Source organism: Streptomyces diversicolor (genome assembly GCF_057537855.1).
Window position 1 is genome coordinate 214532 of the sequence record NZ_BAAJXA010000008.1, and the last position, 26166, is coordinate 240697.

At 73.2% G+C, this 26166-nt stretch carries 24 protein-coding genes, 1 tRNA gene and 1 pseudogene; 8 read left to right on the top strand and 18 right to left on the bottom strand.

Going from position 1 to position 26166, the window contains the following annotated elements:
* Positions 1-540: 540 nt before the first annotated feature.
* Positions 541-1144: pseudogene (locus AC27LF_RS12065) on the bottom strand (nSTAND1 domain-containing NTPase); the annotation flags it as partial.
* A gap of 595 nt (positions 1145-1739) precedes the next feature.
* Here AC27LF_RS12065 and AC27LF_RS12070 point away from each other — a divergent pair.
* The gene (locus tag AC27LF_RS12070) at positions 1740-2252 is read left to right on the top strand and encodes a hypothetical protein (RefSeq protein ID WP_479656940.1); all 513 of its coding nucleotides are present in this window, start codon (positions 1740-1742) and stop codon (positions 2250-2252) included.
* A gap of 148 nt (positions 2253-2400) precedes the next feature.
* Positions 2401-3324: an FkbM family methyltransferase gene (locus tag AC27LF_RS12075; RefSeq protein ID WP_479656941.1), complete on the top strand. Its 924-nt coding sequence runs from the start codon at positions 2401-2403 to the stop codon at positions 3322-3324.
* 131 nt (positions 3325-3455) lie between these two features.
* Here AC27LF_RS12075 and AC27LF_RS12080 read toward each other — a convergent pair whose 3' ends face one another.
* The 3 genes from AC27LF_RS12080 to AC27LF_RS12090 all read right to left on the bottom strand — a co-directional run bounded on the left by AC27LF_RS12080 (position 3456) and on the right by AC27LF_RS12090 (position 5750).
* Positions 3456-4244 (bottom strand): glycosyltransferase family 2 protein, encoded by a 789-nt coding sequence (locus AC27LF_RS12080; RefSeq protein WP_479656942.1) that lies wholly within the window; start codon positions 4242-4244, stop codon positions 3456-3458.
* 8 nt (positions 4245-4252) lie between these two features.
* Positions 4253-5041 (bottom strand): GntR family transcriptional regulator, encoded by a 789-nt coding sequence (locus AC27LF_RS12085; RefSeq protein ID WP_479657011.1) that lies wholly within the window; start codon positions 5039-5041, stop codon positions 4253-4255.
* Between the two features lie 364 nt (positions 5042-5405).
* On the bottom strand, positions 5406-5750 hold the full coding sequence (locus AC27LF_RS12090; protein WP_479656943.1) for a DUF6344 domain-containing protein: 345 nt from the start codon (positions 5748-5750) through the stop codon (positions 5406-5408).
* Positions 5751-6099: 349 nt separating this feature from the next.
* Here AC27LF_RS12090 and AC27LF_RS12095 point away from each other — a divergent pair, with 349 nt between their 5' ends.
* Both AC27LF_RS12095 and AC27LF_RS12100 read left to right on the top strand, forming a co-directional pair.
* A complete protein-coding gene (locus tag AC27LF_RS12095; RefSeq protein ID WP_003999697.1) occupies positions 6100-6228 on the top strand; it encodes a DLW-39 family protein in 129 nt (42 codons plus the stop codon).
* A 668-nt stretch (positions 6229-6896) separates the two neighbouring features.
* Positions 6897-8201, top strand: a complete 1305-nt coding sequence (locus AC27LF_RS12100) for a hypothetical protein (protein WP_479656944.1) — start codon at positions 6897-6899, stop codon at positions 8199-8201.
* Between the two features lie 103 nt (positions 8202-8304).
* On the opposite strand, the gene AC27LF_RS12105 is transcribed toward AC27LF_RS12100, so the two are convergent.
* On the bottom strand, positions 8305-10608 hold the full coding sequence (locus AC27LF_RS12105; protein ID WP_479656945.1) for a serine/threonine protein kinase: 2304 nt from the start codon (positions 10606-10608) through the stop codon (positions 8305-8307).
* A gap of 174 nt (positions 10609-10782) precedes the next feature.
* Positions 10783-11331, bottom strand: coding sequence for a helix-turn-helix domain-containing protein (locus AC27LF_RS12110; RefSeq protein ID WP_404023661.1), 549 nt, complete (start codon positions 11329-11331; stop codon positions 10783-10785).
* 182 nt (positions 11332-11513) lie between these two features.
* Here AC27LF_RS12110 and AC27LF_RS12115 point away from each other — a divergent pair.
* A tRNA-Ala gene (locus AC27LF_RS12115) sits at positions 11514-11586 on the top strand.
* A gap of 502 nt (positions 11587-12088) precedes the next feature.
* On the opposite strand, the gene AC27LF_RS12120 is transcribed toward AC27LF_RS12115, so the two are convergent.
* From AC27LF_RS12120 to AC27LF_RS12155, 8 genes are all read right to left on the bottom strand, one after another.
* Positions 12089-12286, bottom strand: coding sequence for a hypothetical protein (locus AC27LF_RS12120; RefSeq protein WP_479656946.1), 198 nt, complete (start codon positions 12284-12286; stop codon positions 12089-12091).
* Positions 12287-12476: 190 nt separating this feature from the next.
* Positions 12477-12806, bottom strand: a complete 330-nt coding sequence (locus AC27LF_RS12125; protein ID WP_479656947.1) for a hypothetical protein — start codon at positions 12804-12806, stop codon at positions 12477-12479.
* Positions 12803-13267: a hypothetical protein gene (locus tag AC27LF_RS12130; protein ID WP_479656948.1), complete on the bottom strand. Its 465-nt coding sequence runs from the start codon at positions 13265-13267 to the stop codon at positions 12803-12805. The genes AC27LF_RS12125 and AC27LF_RS12130 overlap by 4 nt, the downstream gene beginning before the upstream one ends.
* An 85-nt stretch (positions 13268-13352) precedes the next feature.
* Positions 13353-14201, bottom strand: a complete 849-nt coding sequence (locus tag AC27LF_RS12135; RefSeq protein WP_479656949.1) for a helix-turn-helix domain-containing protein — start codon at positions 14199-14201, stop codon at positions 13353-13355.
* Positions 14198-14938, bottom strand: coding sequence for a DUF6879 family protein (locus AC27LF_RS12140; RefSeq protein WP_479656950.1), 741 nt, complete (start codon positions 14936-14938; stop codon positions 14198-14200). Before AC27LF_RS12140 ends, AC27LF_RS12135 begins: the two co-directional genes overlap by 4 nt.
* 166 nt (positions 14939-15104) lie before the next feature.
* Positions 15105-15320, bottom strand: coding sequence for a hypothetical protein (locus AC27LF_RS12145; protein ID WP_479656951.1), 216 nt, complete (start codon positions 15318-15320; stop codon positions 15105-15107).
* 326 nt (positions 15321-15646) lie between these two features.
* On the bottom strand, positions 15647-15976 hold the full coding sequence (locus tag AC27LF_RS12150) for a hypothetical protein (RefSeq protein WP_479656952.1): 330 nt from the start codon (positions 15974-15976) through the stop codon (positions 15647-15649).
* Between the two features lie 158 nt (positions 15977-16134).
* Entirely contained in the window at positions 16135-17682 is a 1548-nt protein-coding gene (locus AC27LF_RS12155) for a serine/threonine-protein kinase (protein WP_479656953.1), read from the bottom strand.
* Positions 17683-18018: 336 nt separating this feature from the next.
* On the opposite strand from AC27LF_RS12155, the gene AC27LF_RS12160 reads away from it, so the two are divergent.
* Positions 18019-19461 carry a hypothetical protein gene (locus AC27LF_RS12160; RefSeq protein ID WP_479656954.1) on the top strand — a complete coding sequence of 481 codons (1443 nt, stop codon included), beginning with the start codon at positions 18019-18021 and terminating at the stop codon, positions 19459-19461.
* A gap of 151 nt (positions 19462-19612) precedes the next feature.
* Positions 19613-20605 (top strand): PP2C family protein-serine/threonine phosphatase, encoded by a 993-nt coding sequence (locus tag AC27LF_RS12165; protein ID WP_479657012.1) that lies wholly within the window; start codon positions 19613-19615, stop codon positions 20603-20605.
* 118 nt (positions 20606-20723) lie between these two features.
* Here AC27LF_RS12165 and AC27LF_RS12170 read toward each other — a convergent pair whose 3' ends face one another.
* Positions 20724-21134, bottom strand: coding sequence for an ArsR/SmtB family transcription factor (locus tag AC27LF_RS12170; RefSeq protein WP_479656955.1), 411 nt, complete (start codon positions 21132-21134; stop codon positions 20724-20726).
* Between the two features lie 67 nt (positions 21135-21201).
* On the opposite strand from AC27LF_RS12170, the gene AC27LF_RS12175 reads away from it, so the two are divergent.
* Positions 21202-21903 carry a collagen-like domain-containing protein gene (locus AC27LF_RS12175; protein ID WP_479656956.1) on the top strand — a complete coding sequence of 234 codons (702 nt, stop codon included), beginning with the start codon at positions 21202-21204 and terminating at the stop codon, positions 21901-21903.
* A gap of 540 nt (positions 21904-22443) precedes the next feature.
* On the opposite strand, the gene AC27LF_RS12180 is transcribed toward AC27LF_RS12175, so the two are convergent.
* From AC27LF_RS12180 to AC27LF_RS12190, 3 genes are read right to left on the bottom strand one after another with little or no spacing between them, the layout of a single operon-like run.
* Positions 22444-24963, bottom strand: a complete 2520-nt coding sequence (locus AC27LF_RS12180) for an ABC transporter permease (RefSeq protein WP_479656957.1) — start codon at positions 24961-24963, stop codon at positions 22444-22446.
* Positions 24964-24965: 2 nt separating this feature from the next.
* A complete protein-coding gene (locus tag AC27LF_RS12185) occupies positions 24966-25724 on the bottom strand; it encodes an ABC transporter ATP-binding protein (RefSeq protein ID WP_479656958.1) in 759 nt (252 codons plus the stop codon).
* Positions 25721-25996 (bottom strand): hypothetical protein, encoded by a 276-nt coding sequence (locus AC27LF_RS12190; RefSeq protein WP_479656959.1) that lies wholly within the window; start codon positions 25994-25996, stop codon positions 25721-25723. The genes AC27LF_RS12185 and AC27LF_RS12190 overlap by 4 nt, the downstream gene beginning before the upstream one ends.
* Positions 25997-26166: the final 170 nt, after the last annotated feature.

The window sequence follows — 26166 nt, forward strand, 5'->3', positions numbered from 1 at the left end:
TGGGTTGGTCTTGGGCAGGGGGGTGGGGATGGGGGTGGGGGCTCGGTGGGGTCGGGTGCGGGTTGTTTGTGACCGGTCGCGCAGTTCCCCGCGCCCCTTGAGGTGGGGGCGGTGGTTGGCCGGGTGCGGGTTGTTGGTGGTCGATCGCCCAGTTCCCCGCGCTCCTTGGGGGTTGGGTGTCCGCGTGGGGGTGGTCTTCGCCGAGCGTCGGGGTCGTCGGAGTCTTCGCATGCGGTTGGCCGGGGTCGCGGGGGTGGCCTTCCCCGCGCGGCCGGACGTGTGCGTCGCCCGGGTCGCTCGTGCCCGCAGTGCCCACGTCCGAGCCGCTTCCATCGGAGGCCCTTGCGCCCACAGCGGCTCCGCCCGCGCCGCTTGCGCCCGCGCCGCTTGCGCCCGCGCCGCTTACGGCCGCGGTGCTTGCGCCCGAGCCGCCCGTCCCTGGGGCGTTTGCGCCCGCCATACTTCGGACCGTGCCGCTTGCGCCCGAGTCGGTTCCGAGTGGGCCGCTTGCGGTCCGGTCGCTTTCGTTTGGTGGGGTCTCGCGCAGGGCCGGGGTGAGGCCCGCGTTCAGGAGGGAGGACTTTCCCGCTCCCGAGGCGCCGACGAGCATGACCAGGCCGCCGGTCCGTTCCGCAGCGCGGAGCTGGTCGATGAGGGCCCGCGTGCTCCGCTCCCGGCCGAAGAACCAGCGGGCGTCCTCCCCCCGGTAGGCGGCGAGCCCCCGGTACGGGCATACTCCGGGCACGGCCGCGGCCTCCCCGGAGGCGCCGTCCGTCTCGTCCGGGGACGCCGGGCGGTCGGCGACCGGGTCGGCCACCGCGCGCTCCCACAGGCGCTGCCACTCGACCAGGTCGTACAGGCCGGGGTAGACCGGAGCCGGCCGTGCGCGCCGGGCGTCGGGTACCAGCACATGCAGCACCGCGGCGAGGGCACCGAACTGGGCGGGCACGTTCTTGGCCCGTCGCCAGTCGCTGATGCGCTGCGCGGACACCCGGACGGGCCGGCCGCGCTCGTCGACCCGCTGCAACCGGACGACGGCCTCGGCGACGCGCTTGAGGGGAGGATTGCCCGCTTCCTTGTACAGCAGCGCGAGACGTTCCGCGAAGGCCGTGCGTGCCCCTGAGTCGGAACTCAAGGTCTCCACCCCTTACTCCCCGCCTGTGAACGTCCGGACCGGAAAACTCACCCTATATGGCTGACCTGCGGCGATGCCGTGCGTCGGGCGCCGTAGCCTCGTGGCTGGGCGCCGCAGATGGCAGGATCGCGACGCAGTAGCGGACCCGTTACAGGCCGTCCGCGCGTCGTCCGGACAGGTCAGCACCCCAGAGCTTCGGAGAGTCGGCTCATGGCGCCGCATGTTCTCGGTCAGCTTCCGTCAGAGTTCTCGGTCAGCTTCCGTCGGAGTCAGGAAACGATGGCGTACGCCCGGACGGGCAGCCGCGACGTCCGGACCCGAACGCCCGGAGGACGCGCTTCGCGAGCCTTCTTCCGGCAGCCGTCGCGGTGACCTCGGGGCCGCGACGCCTCTTCCTCGATCCGCACCGCGACGCCGATGCGGTGCGGATCGACACCGCCCGCGACGTCCGGCACTGGTCTCCACGTGGGGAGGGACCAGTGCCGGGCGGCGGGTCCCGGGCCCGGCGGCGGGAACGCCCCGGTGCGACCTCGCCACACCCCTGTGAATCTGACGGTACGTCAGTTATGGTCGCCGTCGGGTCGCTTCCGAAGGGGTGAGTGCGGTGGACACACGTCTGCGGAGCCCGGAGCCGCCGGGTACGCCACGCTGGGTCGCGATGTTCTACGAGCCGGACTCGGCGTCATGGCGGGTCGGCGCCGAGTCGTCCCACCGCTCCCCCGTGGTGCACGCCGTGGGCGAGATGACGCAGACCGTACGGGCGCGCGGGGGCGAGCCGACCGTCGCCCTGTGGGGGCCGCGGGACGGCGCCTGGCACCGCTTCGAACGCTCCGCCGCCCCGACGACATCCGGTCGGGCCGCACAGCAGCCCGCCGCAACCGCCGAGGAGCAGCCGGCCGCGTCCTTGGAGCCGAGCAAGCCCTCGGAGCCGAGCAAGCTCGCCGAGCGCATGGACGACCGGCGGCACCAGGTGCTCATGGCGGGACTGGGCCGAGCGGGCCTCTACGACCTCACGCCGGACGATCTGACCGCCGTCCAGGCCCTGGTGGAGCGAGTTGACGAGACCACCCTGCGCAGGGTCGCCCACTGGCTCGCGACCGCGGGCGCCGGGAGGTAGCCGCCGCGGCACAGGGCGAGAGGCAGCCGGGGAGCACAGGGGCAGCCGCGGCATCGGGTACCGAAGGGGCCGCATGGGTCGCACAGGCCGCATGGGCCGCACGCCCCGAGGCCGGTTCGCCGTGCCGTTCGCGGGGCAGTGACGTCGTGTGAGTCATCCCCTGTCGGAGCTGCTGGTCACGCTCGGCCGCCGGTATGTGCGCGACGCACCGGGCTCGTTCGGCAAGGCGGCCCTCGCCGCACGCTGGCTGAACCCGTATCTGCGGGACCATCCACGCTGGCGCGTCGTGACGACCCGTTCCGGCGCACGGTTCGCGGTGGACACCCAGGACCTCATCCAGCGCTATGTGTATCTGTTCGGGGTGTGGGAGCCGCACATGACGAGCTGGCTGCGGCGCCGGCTGAAGCCGGGGGACGGCTTCGTCGACGTAGGGGCGAACGTGGGCGTCTTCAGCGTCCTGGCGTCACGGCTCGTCGGCGACCGGGGGAGGGTCGTGGCGATCGAGGCGTCGCCCGCGTTCCACCGCCGCCTGCTGCACCAGCGCGCGCTGAACGACTGCCGGAACATCCGTGCCGTCAACTCCGCGGTCTCCGACGGCCACAAGACCCTGACCTTCGTGCTGGCCAGTTCCCGCAACATGGGGGCGAACAGCATCGTTCCCTACGACGGACCCGCGGAGTCCACCTTCGAGATCGAGGCCCGGCCGCTGCCGGAACTGCTCGAACCGGCGGAGATCGCGAGCGCCCGGGTGATCAAGATCGATGTCGAGGGCGCGGAAGGCGGCGTCGTCCGCGGCCTCGCGCCCCTGCTGGACAGGCTGCGGCCCGACGCGGAGATCAGCGTCGAGGTGACCCCCGAGCGCATGGCCCGGCTCGGTGACTCGGCCGGCGAACTGCTCGGGACGATGACCGACGCGGGCTTTCACGTCTATCGGCTGGCCAACGACTACGCGCCCGGGAGCTACCCGTCCGCGCTGAGCGGCACGGCGGGCGTGCCCGTTCGCTGGCGCGGGCCCGTGCGGGCCGAATGCGATCTGATCTTCTCCCGGGTGGACGCGGAGACGCTGCCGTGACCCTTGCGGTGACGCTGCTCTGACCTTGCGGTGGCGCTGCCCTGACCCTTGCGGTGGCGATGTGCAGGCCCGATGCGTGGCGGGCCGGGGGCTGAGGGCCGGCGGTCGAGGGGCGCGGGCCCAGGGGGATGTCAGTCGGCCGCCGGAGCGGGTGAGCCGGTCGAGCCGGTCAGCGGAGCGTGCCATCCGAAGCGTGCCAGCGCCCGCGCCCTGGCCGCGACAACGGCCGTCCGCGCGTCCCGCTCGGCCGGGTCGACGTGCGGGGCCTGGCCCGTGACCTGGCCCTCCCACTTGCGGTAGAGAAGCCCCACCTGCCGGGAGAACCAGCCGCGGCTCACCGAGTTCAGGGCGAGCAGCAGCCCGGTGTCCTCGGAGGCCGGCAGCGCCATCCAGCCGCCCAGCGCGACCAGGAGGTCACGCCGTACGCACAGCGTCGCCGGGTGGACCTGGGCACGGAAATCGTTGCGCGCCCAGTACTCCGTCACGACACCGCGCTCGATCGGCCCGTCGTCGGGGTCTGCGGGGAAGCCCACCGTGGAGCCGTCCGGCATGAGGTCCAGCACCCGGGAGGTCGTCCAGCCGATGCCCCGGTCTCCTTCGAGGACGGCCAGGTCGCGGGCGAGGGCGCCCGGGGTGAGCTGGTCGTCGGCGTCCAGGACCTTCACGTACGCGCCGTCGGCGTGCGCGAGCGCCATCGTGCGGGCCACTCCGGGGCCGCCCGGCCGCCCCTGCCGGAAGGTCACCCGCGCGTCGTCGGGGACGTACGGACGGACGTCGTCCGTCTCCCCGTCCTGCTGGATCACCCACTGCCAGGTCCAGCCGTCGGGCAGGTGCTGCGCGCACAGCGACTCGTGGGCCTCCGCCAGGAACGGGGCCGACGGCGCGTGAACCGCGGTGACGATGCTGACGCGCCGGCGCACGGCGGCCCTCACCACCTTTCCAGGGACGTGGTGAAGCGTAGCTCCGTGCGGTCGCCGGGAAGGGTGACATGGGTGATGTCCACGACGCGGTCCTCGATGTCGTACGACGTCTTCCGCAGCAGGATCACCGACGTACCCGGCGGCAGCTCCAGCTCCTCGGCCTCCTCCGGCGTCGGCGGGCGGGCGGTGAAGCGCTCCTCGACCCGGCCCACCTCGATGCCCGCGGTGTACAGCTGGTGCTGCGTGCCGCCCGGCCACGGCTCGTTGCGGTCGTCCAGCAGATCCGGGTTCACGGCGATCATGTCGCGCACGAGATAGGAGGTGACCAGGTTGAACGGGGCGGTCTCGGCGGCGTGGCGGGTCCGGTAGGTGCGTTCCAGCAGGACGGTGTGCTCGGGGACGCCGAACGCGTCCGCGAGGTACTGGGGCGCCTTGATCTCCCGGTATCTGGCGTAGAAGACGAGATCCCGCAGGTCAAGACCGGTGTCGTGCTCGGTCGCGCCGGTCTGTGCCCGCTCGGCCTCCGGTGCGCGAACCCGGCGCTTCTCCCACTGGTGCCGGCGGTTGTCACGGACCGCCCGGGTGCGCGGACACCGGACGAAGGTGCCGCTGCCGTGCCGCTTGTCGATGAGACCTTCCTCGTTCAGAACCCGCAGCGCGTTCTGGATCGTGGGCACGCTGCGTCTGTAGTGCCGCGCCAGGTCCGCCTCGGACGGCAGGCGCTCGCCGGGCTCGCGCCCGCCCTCGCGGATGGACCGGCGGATGTCGTCCGCGATCACTTCGTACGCCTTGGGCACAGGAGTCACCTCGTCACCAGGCTACGACTCCTGAAGAGGTCCTTACGACTTGGGGCCGGGCGGTGGGAAACAGGCATGCGAAGGCCCCCGGCCGGGGGAGGCCGGGGGACTCGCGCTGATGTGGAGCTGTACGCAAGTTCGCCATCAGGTGTTGCTGTGTTGCTGTGTTGCTGTCTTGCTGTGGTGCTCACGCTGGGTCTTCGGTGCCGCACGTCCTGCGTGCTGCTGCCGCTGTGCCGCTGTGCCGCTGGGTGCCGGGTTCCGGTCGGGCGCGCCGGTCGGATTCCGGTCTGTTTTGGTCGGGTTCCGTCGGGTTCCGTCGGATCCCGTCAGGTTCCGGCGGCAGCGGTGGAGGGGCGCCGGGTCAGCAGGTGAGCGGTGCCGGGGCTCCCAGGCCGTTCAGGATCTCCGCCGTGGTGTCTTCGAGGGGGCTGTGGCGGCAACTGGGAGATGTGCCGTGGGCCTCGGCCCGGATCCGTTGCTTCATCGTGGGGGGCAGCGCTCTGGCTTCGGACCAGGACCAGGAGCGGGACCAGGACCAGGGGTGCGTCGCCGGCCTCGGAGCAGGCGCGCTGCTCTTCTGCGGGGTCTCGGTCCGCGGGGCGGCCGCGGCCGTGGCCGGGGAGGCGAGTCCGAGCGCCGCGAACAGGGCGAGGAAGGCGGTGACGATGACGGTCCACAGATTCATGACCTTGTTGTTCCTGGCCATGACCCCTCACTTTCGGGTTGGGCGATTTGCGTACTTTCCTCATGATGTGTATGAGCGTCGCGAAGTGGTGGACCCACGCACATGGCGCGGCGATGTTCAGATGAACACCACTCGGATGGGTGCAAAGCGGAAGAAAATCTCCCAAACGCGGATCTTGATTGGTGAAGAGGGAGCAAAGTAACCGTGTGTGGGGGTGTGACGACCCTCCGGTCGGGACGCCACCGCCCGTGGCCAATGCGCTCTTGAGGGCGGGAGTTGGGGGCCCGGCGCAGGTCACCGACCGATATCGGGCGGTGTGTATAGTCGGGCGCCAGAGGTCCCCTACGTCAAGGAAAGACGAGGTCGCGCGGTGAAGAAGCTGCTCCTGGTCGCACTGGCCGCCATCGGCGGGCTCCTCGTGTACCGCCAGATCCAGGCGGATCGCGCCGAGCAGGATCTGTGGACGGAGGCGACTGACTCCGTGCCCACGGGTTCGTGAGTACAGACAACGGAAACCGATCAGGCCCCGACCGCCCCTGCGGTCGGGGTTTTGTGTTGCTGGGGCGCCGCTGAGGCGGTAGGGCCACTCGCGAGCGGGGCGTCGAGCGGGGTGTTTCGGACGGCCGCACGGATTGCCGGGATGACCCGGGCGTGCGCGGGGCAGGATGGGCCACGGTCCGGTATGGCGCGACGACATGGCCCGACGACATGCGGCGCACGGCCGTGGGGGGCGCGGCCACCGTTGGCGCAGGCGGCTGTCGGTGGTTCTCGGCGAGCGGAACGCGGTTTCGGGCTGTATAGGGCGGTGGCGGACTTCTTTGTGGGTGCCTGTACGGAGTGCCTGTACGGAGTGCCTGCGCGGGGCGCTTGCGCCGGGTGGCTGCGCAGGGCGTCTGCGTGAGGCGGCTGCGCGGTTTTCCGTGAGGTGCCTTGGTGGGGAATCTGCAGGGGGTGCCCCGCCGCGCGTGGGACGAGGAGGGGTGACACGGGATGGGGCGGCGCACGGGGTGGCGTAGAGAAGGGCGTGCGGTGTTCTCGGCGCGCTCCGGGCGGTGGCGTACGGCGAGGTGGCGTATCGCGAGCTGGTGTACGGCGGGGTGGTGGCCCGGGGCGGCCCGGCGGAGCCGTCGGCTGCCCGTCGCGGTCGCGGTCGCGGGGACGGCGGTGATGCTGGGCGCCTTGCTGGTGCCGGGCCGGTCGGCGGTGGCCGCGGGCTCACAGGCCGGGGCCGCCGGCTCGGTGGCCGGGGCCTCTGGCGGGTACGCCTTCGCGGAAGGGGCCAGGACCGTCGCCGGAGCGGCGGGCACCGTGGACGCCCCGGGGCTGAAGCCGGGCGAGACGTACCGGAGTTCCCTCCCCCGCGACGGCAGGCTCTACTACCGCGTGGAGCTCCGGGCGACGACGACCGCGTACGTCCCCGTGACCGCCGTACCCCCCGCAGGTGCCGCCGTCTCCGCCAGCGACGGCATCAGGGTGTCGGTGCAGGACGCCAACGGCGGCTCCTGTTCCTATGCGTCCGCGCGGTTCGGGGCGGGACTGAGCCCGCGGCCGGTCACGGCCCTGGGGATGCGCCAGGTGGGCGGCTCCCTGTGCCAGGGAGCGGGCACGTATTACGTACTGGTCGAGCGCCTCGAACCGGCGGGCACGGCGGGCGTACCGGGTTCGGGTGGCGTGTCCGCGTCGGGTGCCTGGGACCTGGAGCTGGCACCGGTCGCCGAGCCGCGTCCTCGGCGGGCCGGGGCCACGAGCGCGCCCGAGGTCTGGGACTCCGCCTCGCCCGAGCCGGTCACCGGTGAGCCCCGGCGCCGCGCCGGCGGAGCGGGCTTCGTCACGGCACGCGCGCTCGGACAAGGCGTCTGGCAGACGGACATGAGGCCCGGGCAGACCCTCTACTACAAGGTGCCGGTCGACTGGGGCCAGCAGGTGCACGCCACCGCGGAACTGGGCAGTTCGAACGGGGCCGGCGGCTATGTCAGCGGAGCCCTCGACCTGGCGCTGCACAATCCCGTCCGCGGTTACGTCGACGACGCGGCCCTCAGCTACAACGGCAGCCAGAAGGCGGCCGTACTCAGCCCCCTGCCGCCCGTGGAGTACCGCAACCGGTACGCCGTGCTCGACGCGGTGCGCGGCATGCGTTTCGCCGGGGCGTACTACCTCGTCGTGCACCTCAGCGAGGGGATGGCCGGCACATTCGGCCAGGGGCCCTTCGGGGTGACGCTGCGGGTGCGCGTCACCGGCACCCCGCACGCCGGGCCCGGGTACGCCGGGCAGTCCGAGCCGCGCGATCTGTTCGAGGTCACGGCACAGGACCGGGAGGCGGCCGTGACGGGGCGGAGCGCCGGGGGCGAGGACACCGGGATGCGAGTCCTGGCGGTGGGCGGCATCGGCGCGGGGAGCGCGCTGCTGCTGGCGCTCGGGGTATGGACGGTGGTCGCTCGGCGGCGGGTCGGGGCACGGGGGTATGGGCGGTAGCGGCTCGGCGGCGGGTCGGGGCACGGGGGTATGGGCGGTAGCGGCTCGACGGCGGGTCGGCGCACGGGGTATGGGCGGTGGCCGCTCGGCGGCGGGTCGGCGCTCAGATGCGGGTCAGCGCCCAGAAACCCACGGCGTAGCAGGCCAGCGCCAGGAGCAGGATCGGTAGCGCGGCCTTCGCCGGGGGGCCGGGGCGGCGGGTGCGGTGGGCGCGGTGGGTGCGACGGGCGGTCCGGCGGGGTGCGGGCGGCGCCGACGGTGAATTCGCCTGTGCGGGATGCGGAACCTGCGGGCTCTGAGCGGTGTATGAAGCAGTAGAGGCGTCGACGCGCCGCGGCCGTATCGGAGGCAGCGGCGCCTGTGCGGGGTTCCAGGGGGCCTGTGGACGGGGGGAGGACAGGGCATGGGTGGGGCTGTGGGCGGGGTCGTGGGGGGAGACATGCCCGTGGGTGGGCGCGGTCGCGGTGGGGGGTTCGTCGGAGTGGTGGGGCTGGGGAGCATGCAGTGGCTGGTGCCGGTCGTGCGCTTGGTGCCGCTCGCGTTGAGGGTCGTTTCGGGACTGGTCGGCCTGGTGGGTCTGGTGTGGGGGGTGGGTCTGGGAGATCGGTGTTCCGGCTGTGTCCGTCCCCGTGCCGTGCGGCCCCGCGGGCTGCGGAGGCGGCAGATGGAAGCTCCCCGTGTCCGACATGGTGAACGGCTGCGGACCGCTGCCCGCTTGGGGATCCACGGGCACGACGGCTTCGGGAGCGCGAGAGCTGGCGGAAGCGGGCGTTGTGGAACGGGCAGGGGCGGAAGGGGAGCTGTTGGAGGGGGAGTTGGCGGAGAGGCCGGGGCCGGAAGGGGAGTTGCCGGAAGGAGAGCTACCGGAAGGAGGGGTGTCGGAAGGTGGCGTACCGGTAGGGAAGTTGTCGGACGGGCGGGGGACGGAGGCCGTGGGACCGGGGAAGGCCCGACGGGAATCGCCAGAGCCCGGGTCGCCAGAGCGGGAGCCGCCGAGACCGGAGCCGCCAGAGCCGGAATCGCGAGGGCCGGAGTTGCCGGGACCGGTTTTGTCAGGGCCGGAGTTGTCGGGGCCGGTGTTGCCAGGGCCGGAGTTGTCGGGGCCGGTGTTGCCGGGACCGGAGCCGCTGGGACCGGGGTCGCGAGGGTCGGCGTTTCCGGGGCGGGAATTGCCAAGGTCGGAATCGCTGGGACCGGCGTCAGAAGGGAGGTAATCGGAGGGGATGAAGTCGGAGGCGAGGTAGGGCGGGCCTGTGGGGGCGGCCGGTGTGCCGGGGACGGAATCCGTGTCGCTCGGGTCGGGCCGAGCGGAGACCTTGGGTGGAACCTGCTCGGGGAAGCCGTTCGCCGGCGAAGAGACGTCCTGCGCGCCCGACGCGCCGTCGGACCCGGCAGCGCCCGGCCGCGCAACCCCTGCCCCCGCGACCCCGGTCACCCACCCTCCGGACACGGTGCCCGTTTCGGCGGGCCCCGGCGGGCCGGGTCGCGCCCCCGAATCCACCTGGGTGTCCACGCCCGAGGCCGTTCGTAAAGGTCCATCGGGACCGAACCCCGGCGGGAGCGGGCCGAGTTGGTCGAAGACCTCGATCACCTCGTCGTCGAGGCCGGGCTCAGGCAGGAGTTCCGTGGCCGAGAAGAGCGCTTTGCGGGCCCCCGTGGCCGTGCGGAAACGGGCCTCCGGATCCGGTTGCAGCAGCGTGGCCACCACCTGCCAGAGCGGATCGGGGATGCCTTTGGGCGCCCCGGGTGTCCCGTGTTCGGCGAAGTGCTGGACGAGGGCCTTCGCGTCGGGTTTGGCTCCCTCCAGCAGATACAGGGCGACCAGACCCACGGCGAACAGGTCGGCCGGGAAGTCGGGTTCCGCGCCCAGCATCTGCTCGGGCGCGAGATAACCCGGCGTTCCCACCACGAGATTGGTCTCGGTCAGGCGCGGTTCGCCCAGCCGCATCGCGATGCCGAAATCGGACAGGCGCAGCCGCGGACGACCGGTGCCGGTGGCCTCCAGCAGGATGTTGGCGGGCTTGATGTCACGGTGCACGACTCCCTCCTCGTGCACCGCGGCGAGTCCGGACAGGAGTTGGTCGAGCAGCGTGCACACGAACGAGGGCGGCAAGGGGCCGTAGTCACCGACCAGATGGACCAGCGAGCCGCCGGCGACCAGGTCCATGGTGAACAGGACCTTGTCGTCGTCCGCGGCCCAACTGGCCGGCGCGAGCACATGGGGGTGATCGATCCGCAGGGCCTGTTCCCGTACGAACCGCAGGAGTGAGTGGGCGTCGCGTTGCTGGAGCACCTTGGCGGCGACATAACGGCGACGACGGTGATCCCACGCGCGCCAGACGGCGCCGACGCCTCCGCGTCCGATCGGGTCGGCCAGTTCGTACCGGCCGGCGAAGACCTCACCCATGGCTGTCCGTCGCTCCTCCCCCTGCGCCTGACCCGTCGGCCCCCCTTACCCCTTGTCCCCCTGCCCCCTTGCTACCCCCGAGATGAGTGATACGACCCCTTGTCGTGCCCTTGGGCGCTCCCCCTCAGGCGTCGGCCCGTCCGTCGGACCCCCTCCGTCGGACGGGCCGGGGGGTCAGCTCTGGTGGGACTGGTAGTGCGCGACGGCGTCGGAGGTGCGGCCCGCGCCGTACACCCGCAGGAACTCTGCCAGTTCCGGGTGGGTCGGGGCGAGGGTGTCGGCGGCCTCGATGATGTCCCCGGCGGCGGCCACCGAGCGCAGCAGCGACTGGATCTCGCGGACCACCCGCTTGACCGTCGGCGCGCCCGAACTGCTCGTCGTCTGCGTGGTGTTGTTGAGCACGGAGCCCCCCTGCGACTTCTTGATCTCGTCCATGCGGTCGGTCGCCTCGGCCGCGCTGACACTGCCGTCCGCGACCTGTGCCGCCAGGTCCTGCAGCAACTGCACCCGCTGGACCACCGCGGGATTGCCGATCTTCGCGCGCTGGCCGCTCATCAGCTGCGACAGCATCGGCGCGGACAGTCCCAGTACCGCCGCGAGCCGGGCCTGGTTGAGCCCGAGATCATCTATGAGCTTACGGAAGAGCGCCCCCAACGGCTCCCCGTACCAGTTCCGCTGCAGCTCCCGCGCTCTTGCGGTGGCTTCCTGCTGTGCGGCGTCCATGTTGCGTCTCCCCATCGCTTCCCCAAGAACGTGGTTCGCTGTCGCGAACCACGCCGAGCATCTTACGGAGCGTGGTCGTTTGGAGGGACCCCCAGCTTTTTTGCGAGATCCCCGGGATGACCCGGTACTCTGGTCTGCGGCGCCCACCCGAGTGCACCACTCGGGCCGGCCGCCACTCGCAAGGGGCCTTAGCTCAGTTGGTAGAGCGCTGTCTTTGCATGGCAGATGTCAGGGGTTCGACTCCCCTAGGCTCCACCGCAGGTCAGATGCCCTCCGAGGCCAGTTCTCGGAGGGCATTTCCATGATCAGAGTCCGCATAGGGTCCACAACCCCCAACGATCATGGTTTGTCCATCACCTGTCTGGGGGGACGTGATCAGTGCGCTCATCGTCCTAGGGTGCAAGCGAGACGAGGGCGGCGTGACTCCCACACTCGCGCCAGACACAGGCTCGTCACTTCCTGCGGCCCCCGGGTGGGGAGACCCGGCCCGCAGGCGGCGACCCCCGCCGCATCCGCCGACGGGGGTCGTCCGACAAACGTAGACCGCCCCACCCCGGCCAGGGGGTGGGGCGGCTCGCTCTGACCGAGTCAGAGCGGAGGATGACCGCCGGCGGACACAGGTACGCCGGCCGTCATCCGCACACGGGCCGAGCACGGCTCACGGCGCTCAGCACAGCGGAGCCGCCCCCGCGAGGGACGGAGGCGGCCCGTTCACATCTCCAGCGCCGGCGGTTCGCCCTCGCCGACGCTGGAGGCTCTACTCCACCCACGAGGTGCCCTGGGTGTCTGTGCTCGATCTCCGGCCGCGGTAGTGGTCGATGTGTTGTTGGTCGGCGTGCGGGCGCCGGGTGCAGAACCGGCGGCCCCTGGGGTGCTCCAGCCAGCAGTAGCCCGCGGCCCGGCCGCCCGACTGCTGCGCTTCGGCCTTCCGCTCAGCCGTGCTCCTCTGCGGCATCAAGGTTCTCCCTGTGGGTCACGCTCGGCGAGCGGGATCAGGCGGTGGACTTCCCGGCACGGGCCGCAGGCGTACAGACCACGCGTGGCCGAGCCCGAGCCTGCGTCGTCAATCTGGATCAGCCGGATGTCGCCGACGAACCGGCGGCACCACGAGCACAGGCCCCGCCTGCCAGCGGCTGCCTGCGCGGTCATCGCTGGCCCCAGTTGGCAAGACTCAGTAACTCGGCACGGGCCGAGCATCCGCGGCCGGCCCGGCATGCGGAGCAGGTGCGGGTGTGGAGGGTGGCGACCCGGCGGCCCTCGGCGCGCACGCACGGCGGGCAGCCGCGCGGGTACCAGCTGGCGCCGCTCTCGGTGCCGGGCCGTCGTCGGGCGCCGAGCCCCACCACAGTGCCGGCCGTCAGGCCGGTAGCGCACCAGATGCACGCCCGCCCGCACACCTGCGCCTCGGTGAGCTTGCGGATCGGAGGGAGCGGCAGCAGGTGGACCGCCCCCAGCAGCGTTGTCCGTGCGGTCATCTCAGCACCTCTGCCGGGATCTGTCGGCCGCCCGGCCCGAGCGCGGCGGCGAGCACGTCGGGACTGGTCAGCCGCCCCGACCCGTCCGGGTGGGTGAGCCAGAACCGGCCGCAGACCTGCCGGCCTGCCGGCGGGCAGTGCAGCGGGGTACGGGGCGGATGCACGGTCACCTGCCGTACGTCCGCCAGTTCGTCGGCTGCGTCCAGGGGCAGCAGCCACCATGTCCGGTCCACCCCGGGGTCGGCGAGGACCGGGCCGCGGTGCTCCTCGCGGATGCGGCTGAGGGCCTGCAAGCCGGTCACGAGGCGGCATTCCGCGGCGAGCCATCCGCGGCCGGACCGTATCGGCGCAAGGGCACCGATCTCCCATGCCTGATGGACGAGGTCCGGTCGCGTGGAGCAGTCGGCGAGCCACGCATCCCCGGCCCCGTACAGTGCGGCGAAGCGCATCGGTTGGGCCATGACCGCACCGTATGCAGGGCGATTGCAGCGCTGCTTGCCGATTGCGCGCAATTGCGCAAGCCCATACTCGGGTTGCGGGAATTGCTCAGGTGAGGTCCAGAGACGCCCTTGCTCGCCCGATCAACCGCCGTGCCGACGGCCCTTCTTCGGCCGCCTCAGCGAGCCATTCCCACGCCCGTTCATACAAGTGAACGTCCTCGTCGCCGGTCAGCCACAGTTCCTCGCTGATCGTCTCGACGATGACGAGGCGGCGATCGTAGATCCAGAACCCGTGCGCCGGCGTCCGGCGCAGTTGCGCAGTGAAGGGGATGACACCCAGCTCGATGCGCTTCTGCCCTACCAGGTTGTAGAGGCGATCGAGCTGTGCGGCCATCACGTCCGTGGGGCACGGCCGGTGGTACAGGGCGGCCTCGCACAGCAGGAAGCGGAACGACTTCTCTGGATCGTAGAGAGCTGCTTGGCGGCGCATCCGTGCCTCGACCGCGGCGTCCGTCGTGGGCCGGATCTGCCGGAAAGCGGCGTTGGCATCGAAGATCGCCCGCGCGTACTCGGGTGTCTGGAACAAGCCGGGGACCCGCGACACCTCCAAGCCGCGGATCTCTCTCGTGCTCTCCGTCTGCCGGACAGCGATCTCCTGTCGGCCGCGGTGCCCGCCGGCCAACTGCCGCTGCCAGGATCGGTGCCGGTCCTTCATGCCGAGCCCGGCCAGCAGGCCGTGCAGCTCGGTCACGACGTTCGGGCGCCCGACGCCATGCGCCCACGCCGTCAGGTCCTCGCGCGTCGGAGTCTGCTTCCCGTTCTGGAGACGGGACACCTTCGACGTCTGCCAACCCAGTACGGCTGCGAGGTCTTTCCCTTCCAAGCCAGCCTCGGCGCGCAGTGTGCGCAGACGCGCGCCGAGGGCTTCCCGGGCGGTCTGGAAGTCGGTGGTCACATGGTGGAACGTACCCGCTCGGCGAACCCCGCAGTAGGTACGGCGTGGTGCCACGCGGCGTCCCGGGCCTGACAAGCGGCAAGCACCTCGGCGGGGTCCTCGCTCACGTACACGCCAAGGGTGGTGTCGTCCTCGTCGAACGCGAACCGCGCGAGGATCTTCGAGTCGAAGAGCCAGAAGTCGAAGTCCGGCAGACGCAGCTGCTCGGCCTCAGCGCGGGTCAGGTTCCGGATGTCCTCGCCCGCCGAGACGTTCCCCGGGGCGCTCGCGAGTAGAAACTGCTGCCCCTCCGTGGCCGGGTCATCGACGATCCGAACGCGCTCGAACCGCTTTCCGACCGCTGTCTGCTCGGCGACGTTCGCGCGCCACGTGTTGGCCGGCTCGGCGGCGATGTCCTCCCCTGCCTTCCAGCGTGCCCACTTGGGGCTGTGCCGGTCGGAGGCGTAGCCGCGGCGGGTCTCCAGCCGCCATGCGGTGTGCCGGAACTCCTGGAACAGGTGGCTGATCGATGCGAACGGCTGGAGCGTCGGGGCCTCGGTGGTGGGGGCGTAACGGGTCAAGAGGCTGCGGGGCACGCGGACGAAGGTCTCGGTCGGCTTCACGTCCCGCAGCTGGGCGACGTGCTCGGGGTCGGTCTCTCGGTCGCCTTGGACAAGGATCTCGTCCGTCTCGGGGATCTCGTACAGGGTCGGGCAGTCACCATCGTCGCTGGTGGTGCCGAGGAACCTGAGCGTCATGTCGCCCTCCGTGTCGCCGGGTTGGACGTCCAGGATGCGCGCTCCTGGTCTGAGTGCGCTCGTGGATTGCAGCAGATTGCGCGAGGAGTGGCGCGGCTGTGGATTGCGCGCAATCGGCCCGTGCCTTCCCTAGTCGGGAGGCACAGGCCGGGGTTCAGGCAAGAGGTCAGCGGAGGAACAGTGCGGCGGCGCCCGTCGCCGCACCGACCACCCCGGTCAGCGCGCCGACCGCCGTCAGCGGCCACCGGTACCGCTTCAACGCCTCGACGTCCGTGCGCAGTTCGCCGATGTCCCGGTCCGTGTCGGCGCGCAGCTGGCGGACGTCTTCCTTGTTGCGGTTCGACTGCTCGACTAGCACGGCCAGCGAGCCCTCGACCCTCACGAACCTGGTCGTGACCGTGCCGCGCAGTAGGTGCCTCGGCGTCGCGGTCGAGCTGGTCGTCGGTGAGGGTGTCGCCCGTCTTGTCCCTCGTTCTCGCCGGACAGCCGCGACGGATTGCCCACGGCTTGGGCCCACGCGCGGTCGCTGGTGTCAACCCGCTCTGGTGCCGGGCTCCGCTCTTGCCGGTGCCGCAATGGCGGCGCCTTGGACCGCAGACGCTGGGCGGTTGCTCCTTGCGCGTGCTGAAGCGATTCCGTGATGTGCAGAACGCCTTGCAGTCGGTTGTGCGGCGGACGCCTGAGGGTGGCGTCTTCGGTAGGGGCTTACTAGGAGGTGGTGGGCGGCGGAGGGTCTTCTTGGGGTTGCTTGGCGGGGGTTCGTTCGTAGGCGACGCACAGGGTCGCCGCGGTGATCGTCAGGAAGGCCGCGGTGTAGGAGCAGGCCGTGGTGACGGTGGCGGGTGCCGCGGCCAGGCGGGGTGCGACACCGGCCAGCAGGGCGGCGTGGCCGGTCGAGGCGGCCATGGCCAGCAGCCTGGCCGAACCGTCACCGCGGTGCGGCAGGGGCGGTTCCCAGCCCAGCAGCGTGGCCAGCGCGGGCGGCCATACGAGCACGGTGCACATCCCGAGCAGGGCGCAGCCGATGGTGGTGTTCATACGGGCACTCCGTAGGCGTGGCGGCAGCGCGCCAGACGGACGTCCGGGCTCACCCCGTGGGGGATCCTAGCCGTCGCGTGCCCGTATTGCGGCGGAGATGTGAATCTTGGGTGCCGATGGGGTCAAGTGTGACGATATGGCGGCGCGTGGCCGCCGGGTCAGTCTTCGTCCTCGTCGTGCTTCTTCTTCGGGTCCTTCTGCTCCGGCTTCTTCGGTTCCGGCTTCTTCTCGGGCTGTCCGTCGGGGCCGCCGTCGCCGTCCGGGGTGCCGGCGGAGACGGGATCGGAGGCGCCCATGTCGGTGGATATCGAGTCGGCGGGGGTGGACTCGGTGGCGGACGACGGGGCGGGAGCCGAGCTGTGCGGTGCGTCGGGACCCGAGGTCTCCGCCGATCCGGAGTCCGGTGCGAACAAGGTCATGCCGATCAGCAGGGCGGCCACGAAGAGCACCGTCGCGGCGATCGCGCCCACCAGTTTCGGGCTGCGTGCTACGACGTGGCGCAGTGCGGGTTGGCGGCGGGCGCGTCCCCGGTGCGGCGCGGAGGCGTGTGCGCCGGAGTTCGGCAGCGCGTAGGTGGTCGCCGGGCCCGGCTCGCCGGGCAGATACCGCGCCTGGTCCGCGCCGCGGGCGCCCGCCCGTCCGGCCGCACCGGCTCCGCGTCCGATCGAATCGGCGCCGCCGCGTCCGGCCGCACCAGGGCCGTCGCGTCCGGCCGCGCCGGCGCCGGTTCGTCCACCTGCCCCTGTGTCGCCGCGTCCGGCCCGGCCGGGCGCCGGCTGGCCTACCGCGCCCGCGGGCCCTCGGCCGGCCGCGGACGGGGGCCTCGACCCGGCCGCGGCGCCGGCGCCGGCACCGGTGCCGGAACCGAAACCGGGTGCCGGCCCGCTCCGGCCGGACGCGTGCCCGCCGGCGCTCCCGGGCGCGGCGGGCGGGAGCGGTTCGCGGTGGCCGCGCCAGGAGTCGACGGCGAACCACTCGGCGACCTGGGGCGCGGCCGGCCGTGCCTCCGGCTGCTTGGCGAGCATGCCGAGCAGGTAGTTCTCCAGCGCGGGCGGCATGTCGACGCCGAGCTCACGGGGCGGGGTGGGCGCGCTGTCGAGGTGGTGGTGCAGGATCGCGACCGCCGTGTCGGCCTCGAACGGCGGCCGTCCGATGAGGAGTTGGTAGAGCACACAGCCCAGCGAGTACACGTCCGACGGCGGCCCGGCGGGCCGGCCGAGGGCGCGCTCCGGGGCCAGGTACAGGCTGGTGCCGACGATCTGGCCGGTCGCGGTGAGCCCGGCCGCCGGGTCGTCCATGAAGCGGGCGATGCCGAAGTCGCCGATCTTCAGGCTGCCGTCGGCGGCGAGCAGCAGGTTCCCCGGCTTGATGTCCCGGTGCACGATGCCCTGTTGATGGGCGGCGGCGAGCCCGGCCGCGGCCTCGGCGGCGATACGGGCCACCCGCTCCGGGGGCAGCGTGCCCTCGGTGGACAGCACGTGCGCGAGGCTGTCGCCGTCGACCAGTTCCATCACCAGGAACAGCCGTCCCTCATGAGCGCCGAAGTCCAGGACGCCCACCACATGGGGGTGGTCGAGCCGGCCCGCGGTCTGTGCCTCCAGCCGGAAACGGGCGGTGGCGGTGGCGTCGGAGCTCTGGGCCAGCAGGAACTTGATCGCCACGTCCGTACCGAGCATCTCGTCCCGTGCCCGCCAGACCTCGCCCATCGCTCCCCGCCCGAGGGCGGTGTGCGGTCGATACCGACCCGCTATCAGCACCTGTGCTTCATCCTCACGCCGTTGGCCGACTCCTGATCGCCGCAGGCCAACACCCTGTGCGTGGGGCGGTGTTGGTGGGGGTGCCGCAGCGGCTTCAGCCTACTTGGCGGTGCCGGCCGTCCGGTCCCGGCTCCGTCGCCGGCGGCATCCGGCGGACCGCTTCGGGGCCGCCTGGGGCCCGAACCGGCCGTACGGCTCGGACGATCTATACGATGGCGTCTGGAATGGGTGACGGGGGGTCATTACGGGTGGGGGCGAACCGATCATGACGCACCGCGGGCCTTCGTGAGCGAGGACGGGCACCGGCGACCGCGGGGCCTGCTGCTGCGCGCGGTGGTGTTCGCGGGCCGTACGCTGCGCGGCGAGTGGCAGGGCATCGTCGTCGAACCGCTGCGGCAGCTTCGGCGGCGCGGGCCGTTCGCGCTCTCGCTGGCGTTCCTGGCCGCGTTCGGCGTGATCTTCTTCCATGACCTCGCGCAGCGGCCGGCGGGTGCGCTGGTGGTGTGGCGGGTGGGCGGCGTCACCGCCGACCTGCCGCTGTGGCTGGCCCTGCTGCGTACGCCGGTGTCCCTGTACGTACCGGCCCTGGACCTGCCGGTCTGGGCGGGCATCACCCAGCTGTTCCTCGCGTTCGCACTGGCCGAACTGGCGCTGGGGCGGGCCCGCACCCTGGCGGTGGCGTACGCGACGACGCTGGCCGGCACCCTGACCGTACGGGTGATGATCGCGCTCGGGCCGGGCTGGTGGGGGCTGGGGCTGCCGCCCGAGGCCGGGCAGGTGCTCGACACCGGGCCGTCCGCCGCGGTGGTGGGCCTGTTCACCTACCTCTCGGTCGTCCGGCGCGCCCCCGTGGTGTTCACGCTGACCGGCGGGTCGATGGTGTGGGAGTCGATCGCCGTACCCAACCTGGCGGGCCGCGAGCATCTGATCGCCGTCGCCGCGGCGATCGTCCTCGGCCTCCTGCACGGCCACCGGCCCCACTGGCTCGTCCCCCGCTTCCCCTTCCGGCGCCCGTCGGGCCGACGCGGGCCCGACGGGCCGGATACGACCGCTGGGGGCGAGGGCGTTGGGACCGGGGTCGTTGGGGCCAGTGGCGATGGGGGTGATGTGGCTGCTGGGGACGGGCCCGTCGTGCCCCCCGGCGGGGCTGTCGGGGTGGGTGTGGAGGCGTCCGGTGGCGGGGGTGCGTTCGAGGATGTGGCCGCTGAGGGAGGGGTCGTTGAGGCCGGGGTTGTCGGGGGTGAAGTGGCCGCTGGGGACCGGCCCGTCGCGTCTCCCGGCGGGGCTGCCGGGGCGGAGGCGCAGGCGTCCAGTGGGGCTGTCGGGGTGAGCGCCGAGGCGTCCGGCGGCGGGGGCGCGTTCGCGGATGCGGCAGCGTGCGTCGGCAGTGGCGAGCCGCGCTCGCGTACGCCGGAGGGCTCGCGCATCCCGGACGGCTCGCGCATCCCGGAGGGCTCGCGCGCCTCCGACCGCTCGCGCAACTCCGACCGCTCGCGCAACTCCGATGGCTTGTGCGCCTCCGACGGCTCTCCTACGCCCCCGTCTGCCCCCGAGTTGAATCCATCCGCAGTCTCCGCGCCCCCAGCGGACACTGATGCGCCCCCTGCGATGTCCCCCACAAGCGCACCCCCGCCCCCTGCCTCCCCGTCGGCCCCCGCCGCGTCAGTGGAACCTCCCGGAGCTTCCGGCTCCGTGCACGACGGGCGGTGCGGGCCGATCCTGAATTGAGTTCTGCACCCTGGAGGCGGATGCACAGGTCTGTCACGATGATCCTGCTCGGCGTCAAGCGTGGAGGGGGAGGGAGCGCCCGGTGCCGGAGAAGGACGAGCCCGCCCAGAGCCGCGGTCTGACGGTGCTGGCCGTGCTGCCGTTCGCCACGATGGCGGCGGTCGCCGTCGCCGACCTCGCCACCAGCCCGTCACTGGGGTTCCTGCCGCTGATCTCGGTGGGGCCCGCCTTCGCTCCGCTCGTGGGCGGCTGGCGGCGCACCGCCTGCATCGGCGTGATAGCCCTGCTCCTCTCCGCCGGCCTTGGCTGGTACAACGACCTGATCGACGCCCGGCGCGGCTATATGGCCATCGCCTCCGTCGTCGGGGTCACGGTGGCCGGGCTGGTCGCCGTGTCCATGCGGGAGCGGCGCGAGGCGCAGCTGGACAGCTTCCGTTCGATCGCGGAGGCGGCCCAGCGGGTGCTGCTCAAGCCGGTGCCGCGGCTGGCCGGGCATCTGCGGGTGGCGGTCTCGTACATGTCCGCGGTCGCCGAGGCCCGTATCGGCGGCGATCTGTACGAGGTGGTCGCCTTCCCCGGCGGGGTCCGGGTGATCGTGGGGGACGTGCAGGGCAAGGGGCTGGAGGCGGTGGAGACCGCCGCCGTGGTCCTGGGCGCGTTCCGTGAGGCGGCGCCGGACGAGGCGGACCTGGTGCGGGTGGGACGACGGCTGGAGCGGGCCGTCGACCGGCAGTTGGACGGTGAGAAGTTCGTCACCGCGATCCTGGCCGAGGTGAGCGACGAGCGGGTCACGTTCCTGAACTTCGGGCACCCGGCTCCCATGCTGATCCGCGTCGAGGGCACGGTGGACCTTCCTGAGCCGCCCGCGTACGCGCTGCCGCTGGGCCTCGGCGCGCACGGTGCGGAGCCGCCGGAGCCCTTCCACGCGGACTTTCTACCGGGGGACCAACTGCTGCTGTACACCGACGGGGTGACCGAGGCACGGGATGCGGACGGGCGCTTCTATCCGCTGCCTGACCGGGCCCACCTGCTCAAGGAGCGGGATGCCGAGGCGGCCCTGGAGACCCTGCGGCAGGACCTGTTGCAGCATGTCAGCGGTCCCCTCCAGGACGACGCCGCCATGCTGCTGCTGCGCTACCGGTGACGCGGTCGCGGGCCGGCCGCGGTGGCGAACCGGCGGTCGGGGGCGGCGGGCCAGGCCGGGGAGCGGGTACGGCTCGCGGGTGGGGCGGTGTTCTGTGGCGGGGCTGTGTCTGTGGTGGTCAGTGTTCTGTGGCGGGGCGGTGGGCTCGGGCTGTGGCGCGGGACTTCCGGCGGGCCGGCTCCGGGGGCCGGGCGGGCTCCGGGAACGCGGCGGGGTCCGCGAGGGCGGCCTCGTCGGCCGCCAGGACCGCGCTCTCCAGGAGCGCCCGTACCCGTGGCCCCGCGGCCCGGTAGTAGATGCGCGTGCCCTCGCGCCGGGAGGCCACCAGGCCCAGCGTGCGCAGCTTCGCCAGGTGCTGGGAGGTGGCCGCGACCTGAGCGCCGATCAGCTCGGCGAGACGGCCGACCGGCAGTTCCCGCTCGGTCAGCGCCCACAGCAGCCGGTGGCGGGACGGGTCGGCGACGGCCTTGAGCACGGCCACCGACCGTTCGGCCCGCTCCTCGTCCCAGGACGCTACTTGCGCTCTCATGCAAGTATGCTAACCGCTGCCGCGCATCGACGGCGTTGGAGAGGTACCCGCACATCGGAGCCGACACGTGACCACTGAGCAGCCGGGCGGCGAGGGGTCGTCCGAGGATTCCGCCGGCCTGCCGTCCGTTCCGGACGAGGTGTGGGACAAGTTCCTCCGGGACAGCGAGGGCGCGATCCATGTCTCCGGTGCGCCCAGGGAGCCGTCCGCGCGGGAGCGGATGACCGTGTCGGCACCGGCACCGGCGCCGTTCCGGGAGTCCGCGTCGGCGTCGGCGGTCGGTGAGCTGTGGCAGCGGGACGAGCCGCGTCCCCGTCCGGCCTGGCACGAGTTGAACGGACGGGCCAGGGCCCACCGGGTCGGCCGCGTGCTCGGCGCCGTCGCGGTGACCGCGCTGATCCTGGTGGCGGTTCGCCCCGGCGCCGCGGGCGGCCCGTCCGGCGAGTCGGGAACGACGGTGGAGCAGTCGGTCGACCTCCCGGACGAACTCCCCTCGGCCACCAGCAGCCCTACCTCACCACCCCCGACCAACGAGGAAACCCCCGACGGCGAGGTGGCCCCGCGACGCGAAACGGGCCCCGACGGCGCGACGTACCCCGACGGCGAGGTGGCCCCGCGACGCGAAACGGGCCCCGACGGCGCGACGTACCCCGACGGCGAGGTGGGTCCGCGACGTGAGATGGGCCCCGACGGTGAGGTGGGTCCGCGGCGCGTGGCGGGCCTGGACGGCGAGCCAGGCCCGTACCTCCGCACCGCACAAGACATCTGACCGCCCCGCCCCGCGCCTCGCCGCCCCCGCGCCTCCTCGGCCCCGGCCCCTGCCGCCCCGCGTCCCTGCGCCTGCGCGCCAGGCCCCTCCGCCCCCGTGCCTGCTGCCTTTGCGGCCTCGGCCCCGCCGCTCCGGCCGCTGCCGCCCGTGCTCCTGCCCACTCGGTGGGGTGCCGCGCGTCGGAAGCGTCGGCGCCGTTCGTCCCCGCCTCCGTCGCCACAACTGCCGTACCGCGCTTCCCTGCCTCTACAGCCACCCCTCCCCGCCGCCCCCTGCCGCTGTCGACCCGAACCCGTGCTCCCGTCCACCCCACGGAAGTTCCGTGCGTCGTGCGCGTCGGCACCCTCCTCCCCGCGCCTGCCACCCCCGCCGCCCCCTGGCCCCGCGCCCGTGGTTTCCGCGCGCCAGCCCCACCAACCCCCCCCGCGGCAGCCACCCCGACTCCCCCGCGGCTGCCGCGCTGATCACCTCCGCGGCTGTCGCCCCGGTACCGCGCGGCGGTCGGCGCGTGCCGCCGCCGCGCGCCGTCCCCGGTCGTCGTCACGCCGTGCGGAGTGTTTCGGCGGGGGCGTGGTGGAGGGTGCGGCGGGTGGGGAGTTCTACGGTGAGGAAGGCCGTCGCCGCGACCGTGACCGCGGCCGCGGGCAGCAGCCACAGAGGGCCCGCCGGCCAGGGGCGGCCGAGGAAGCCCTGGCCCAGCAGGGCGAGCGGAACCACCGAGAGCAGCACACCGGCGGTGATCGCCGCCGCGGCGATCACCGCGGCCTCACGGCGCATCATCGCCCGGATCTGCCGGGGCGTCGTACCGACCAGGCGCAGCGCGGCGATCTCGGTGCGCCGCTGCGCGGTGGCGGCGACGAGCTTGTTCGCGATGCTGAGCAGCAGATAGCCGAGCAGGACGACGATGGTCGCCAGGTTGATCCACACCTCGGGCGGGGTGTCGTCGCCGCCGTCCGCCGCGCCGCTCCCGGTGAGCATCAGCCCGGGCCGGGACGCGGCGAACGCCGCGAGGGTGCGGTCGGCCTCGGCCGTGCCGTCGGTGCGCACCAGGACGCTCTGCTGCGGCCCCGTCGTGGTGTGCCCGGCGGCCAGGTCCCGGGAGAGGACCACCGAGCCGAAGCCGAGCCCGCGGTCGTACACGGCGACCACCCGGGCGTCGACCGGCGTGCCGTCACCGAGGACCAGCCGCACCCGCTCGCCGCGCCCGGCCCCGCGGGAGCGGGCTGCCTCGGAGCTGACGGCGACGGTCCGCCCGGTGAGCGCGGACAGGTCGCCCTCGGTCACGTCGAGATCCAGCACGCCGGCCGCGTCCGGGGCCAGGACCAGTGCCGGCTCGGCTTCCGCCGCCGGTTCGCCGAACTGCTGGAACTGCCACACCGCCGTGGTCGAGCCGACCGGCGCCGCCGCCCGCACCCCCGGCAGCCGCCGTACGGCGTCGAGCGTTCCGGCCGCCACCGGACCCTGGCCCGGCGCGCTCAGCCGGTACTGGCCGAGGGTGCCGTCGCGGGTGTCGGCGTCGGTGGCGGCGAGCACGGTGGTCTGCGTCAGGGTGTACGTCAGCACGAACACGACCGCCATGGCGAGCGGGCTGACCACGCCGGCGACCCGCTGGGCGTAGGCGCGGATGTTGGCCAGCGCCAGCCAGGTCGGCGCGGCGGTGCCCGGCCGCAGCAGCCGTACCGCCGCCGACCCGGCGCGGGTGACCAGGGCGGGACCGGCGAGCGCCAGGCCGATCGCCGAGACGATGCCGGCGAGGGAGGTCGCGCCGGCGCCGAGCACGGTCCGCGACAGCAGCGGCAGCGCCGACATCACGCACGCGGCGGCGATCAGCAGCAGACCGGTGTGGGTCCGCGCCCGGGAGGGCCGGCGCGGCTCGCTGCGCGACTCGGCGACCGCCTCCGTGGCCGCCATCCGCGAGGTCCGCCAGGCCGCCGCTCGGGCGGACAGCCGGACCACGGCGAGCATCAGCAGCACCGTGGCGAGTGCGGGCAGCGGGCCGATGGCGAGCGGGAGGTCCGCGGCCAGCACGCCGCGGTCGGTCAGCAGGTCCCGGAACCGCCCGGCGAGCAGATAGCCGAGGCCCACTCCGGGCGCCAGGGCCACCGCGGCGACCACCGTCGACTGGGCGGCGGCCAGCCTGCGGATCTGTTTCGGGGTGGCTCCCACCGCCCGCATCAGCGCCAGGTCGCGGCGCTGCCCGGCGACGCACACGCCCAGCGCGCCCGCGGTGACGAACCCGGTGACAAGGAGAACGATCCCGGAGAGCGAGCCGGCGAGCAGGATCAGCAGCGAGCGTGAGGCGTCCGCGCCCGGCGACACGGCGGCGCCCACGTCCGCTCCGGTACGGACCTTCAGCCCGCTGCCCGCGACCCGCTCGCGCACGGCGTCGGCGACTCGGTCGCGCGCACCCGGCTCGGTGGTCAGCCCGACCAGGTCCACGCTTCCCGTACGGCCCGACAGGCGTACGGCCGTGGCGTCGGCGACGTAGACCCCGGCGCCCGGCGCGGTCACCACCGCCGAGACCCGGTAGGCGGCGGCGGGCCGGTCGGCCGCGAGGACCCGCACCCGGTCACCGACGCCGACCCCGGCCGCCGTGGCGAGTCCGGCGGAGACGGCGACCTCGGTGGGGCCGGTCGGCGCCCTGCCCTCGACCCGCGCGTTCGCGAGCAGCCCGGTCGAGGACCAGCCGTGCCCCGCGGGTCCGGGGTCCGCGGCCGGCAGGACCCCGCCGTGGGTGTCGACGAGCGAGACGGGGAAGGCGATGTCACCGACCGTCTTCGTGACACCCGGCAGCCCGGCCAGCCGGTCCACGAGCGCCGACGGGACCCTGGCCCGCTCCGGCAGGGCGATCGGCAGGTCGCCCTGCGGGTGGAACTCCTGGTCGGCGCCGACCACCAGGTCCGCGCCGGCGAGCCGGCCCGGGGGCAGATGCGAGCGCAGACCGGTCTCGGCCAGCACCCCCGTGGCGGTGACCAGCGCCCCGCCGCCCAGCACGGCGCACGCCACGGCCAGCAGGGCGGCGATCCGGTGGGCGGCCATACGGACCGCGAGGTGCAGCATGGCTACCGCTCTCCCAACGTGACGAGGCGGTCGGCGAGTTCGGGTGCGGCGGGGGCCTCCAGGGCGTCCACGACCCGGCCGTCGGCCATCACCAGCGCCCGGTGCGCGCGGGCCGCGGCGGCCGGGTCGTGGGTGACCATCACGACCGTCTGGCCCAGTTCGTCGACCAGTTCGCGCAGCAGGTCCAGCACCTGGTGGGCGCTGCGCAGGTCCAGCGCCCCGGTCGGTTCGTCGGCGAAGACGACGGCGGGCCGGGCCGCGAGCGCCCGCACCACGGCGGCCCGCTGCTGCTGGCCGCCGGAGAGCTCCGCCGGGCGGTGACCGAGCCGGTCGGTCAGCCCGACCCGCTCGACCAGGATCCGCAGCCAGTCCCGGTCGGGGCGCCGGCCGGCCAGCCGCAGCGGCAGCGTGATGTTGTCCTCGATGCTCAGCGACGGGATCAGGTTGTATGCCTGGAAGACGAAGCCGACGCGGTCTCGGCGCAGTTCGGTGCGGCGGGTCTCGTTCAGACCGGCCGTCTCCCGGCCGTCGATGCGGACGCTGCCCGTGGTCGGGGTGTCGAGCCCGGCGGCGCAGTGCATGAGGGTGCTCTTGCCGGAGCCGGACGGTCCCATCACGGCGAGGAAGGTGCCGTGGCCGACGGTGAGCGAGACGTCGTCGAGGGCGCGGACGCCACCGTCGTACGTCTTCGTCACGTGCTCCAGTGCGATGGCGGGGGTGCCCAGTGTGGCGCGGGCGGCCGGACCGGCGGCGGTGGTCATCGCCGGCCCCGCAGCCGCAGCACGACGAGGCCGATCACACAGGCCGCGGTGACCAGGCCGCAGGCCAGGCTCACGACGGTGACACCGGCCATCGAGGTCACCGTGTTGGCGGCGGCGCTCAGCACCAGCAGCAACCACAGCAGGGTCCGGCCGACCCGGGGCGACACGGGGCGCGGGCCGCCCTCGTGGGCCGGGGCCTGGGTGAGGCGGTAGGGGTCGTTGTCCGGCATGCGGGGCTCCTCCGGGTGGACGCGCTCATCGGTTTCCGTCACTCCGGGACGCTACGGAGCGAGGGCACCCCGGGCCGATCCCGTGAGCCGCCCGGTCGCGGGTACAGCAGGCTGTACTTTCCGCCCGCGGGCCCGCCGTCCCGCCCGGTGGCGTCGTAGGGTCGGCGGCGAGCGGGGAGGCAGGGATGGGAACGGACCGCACCACCACAGCG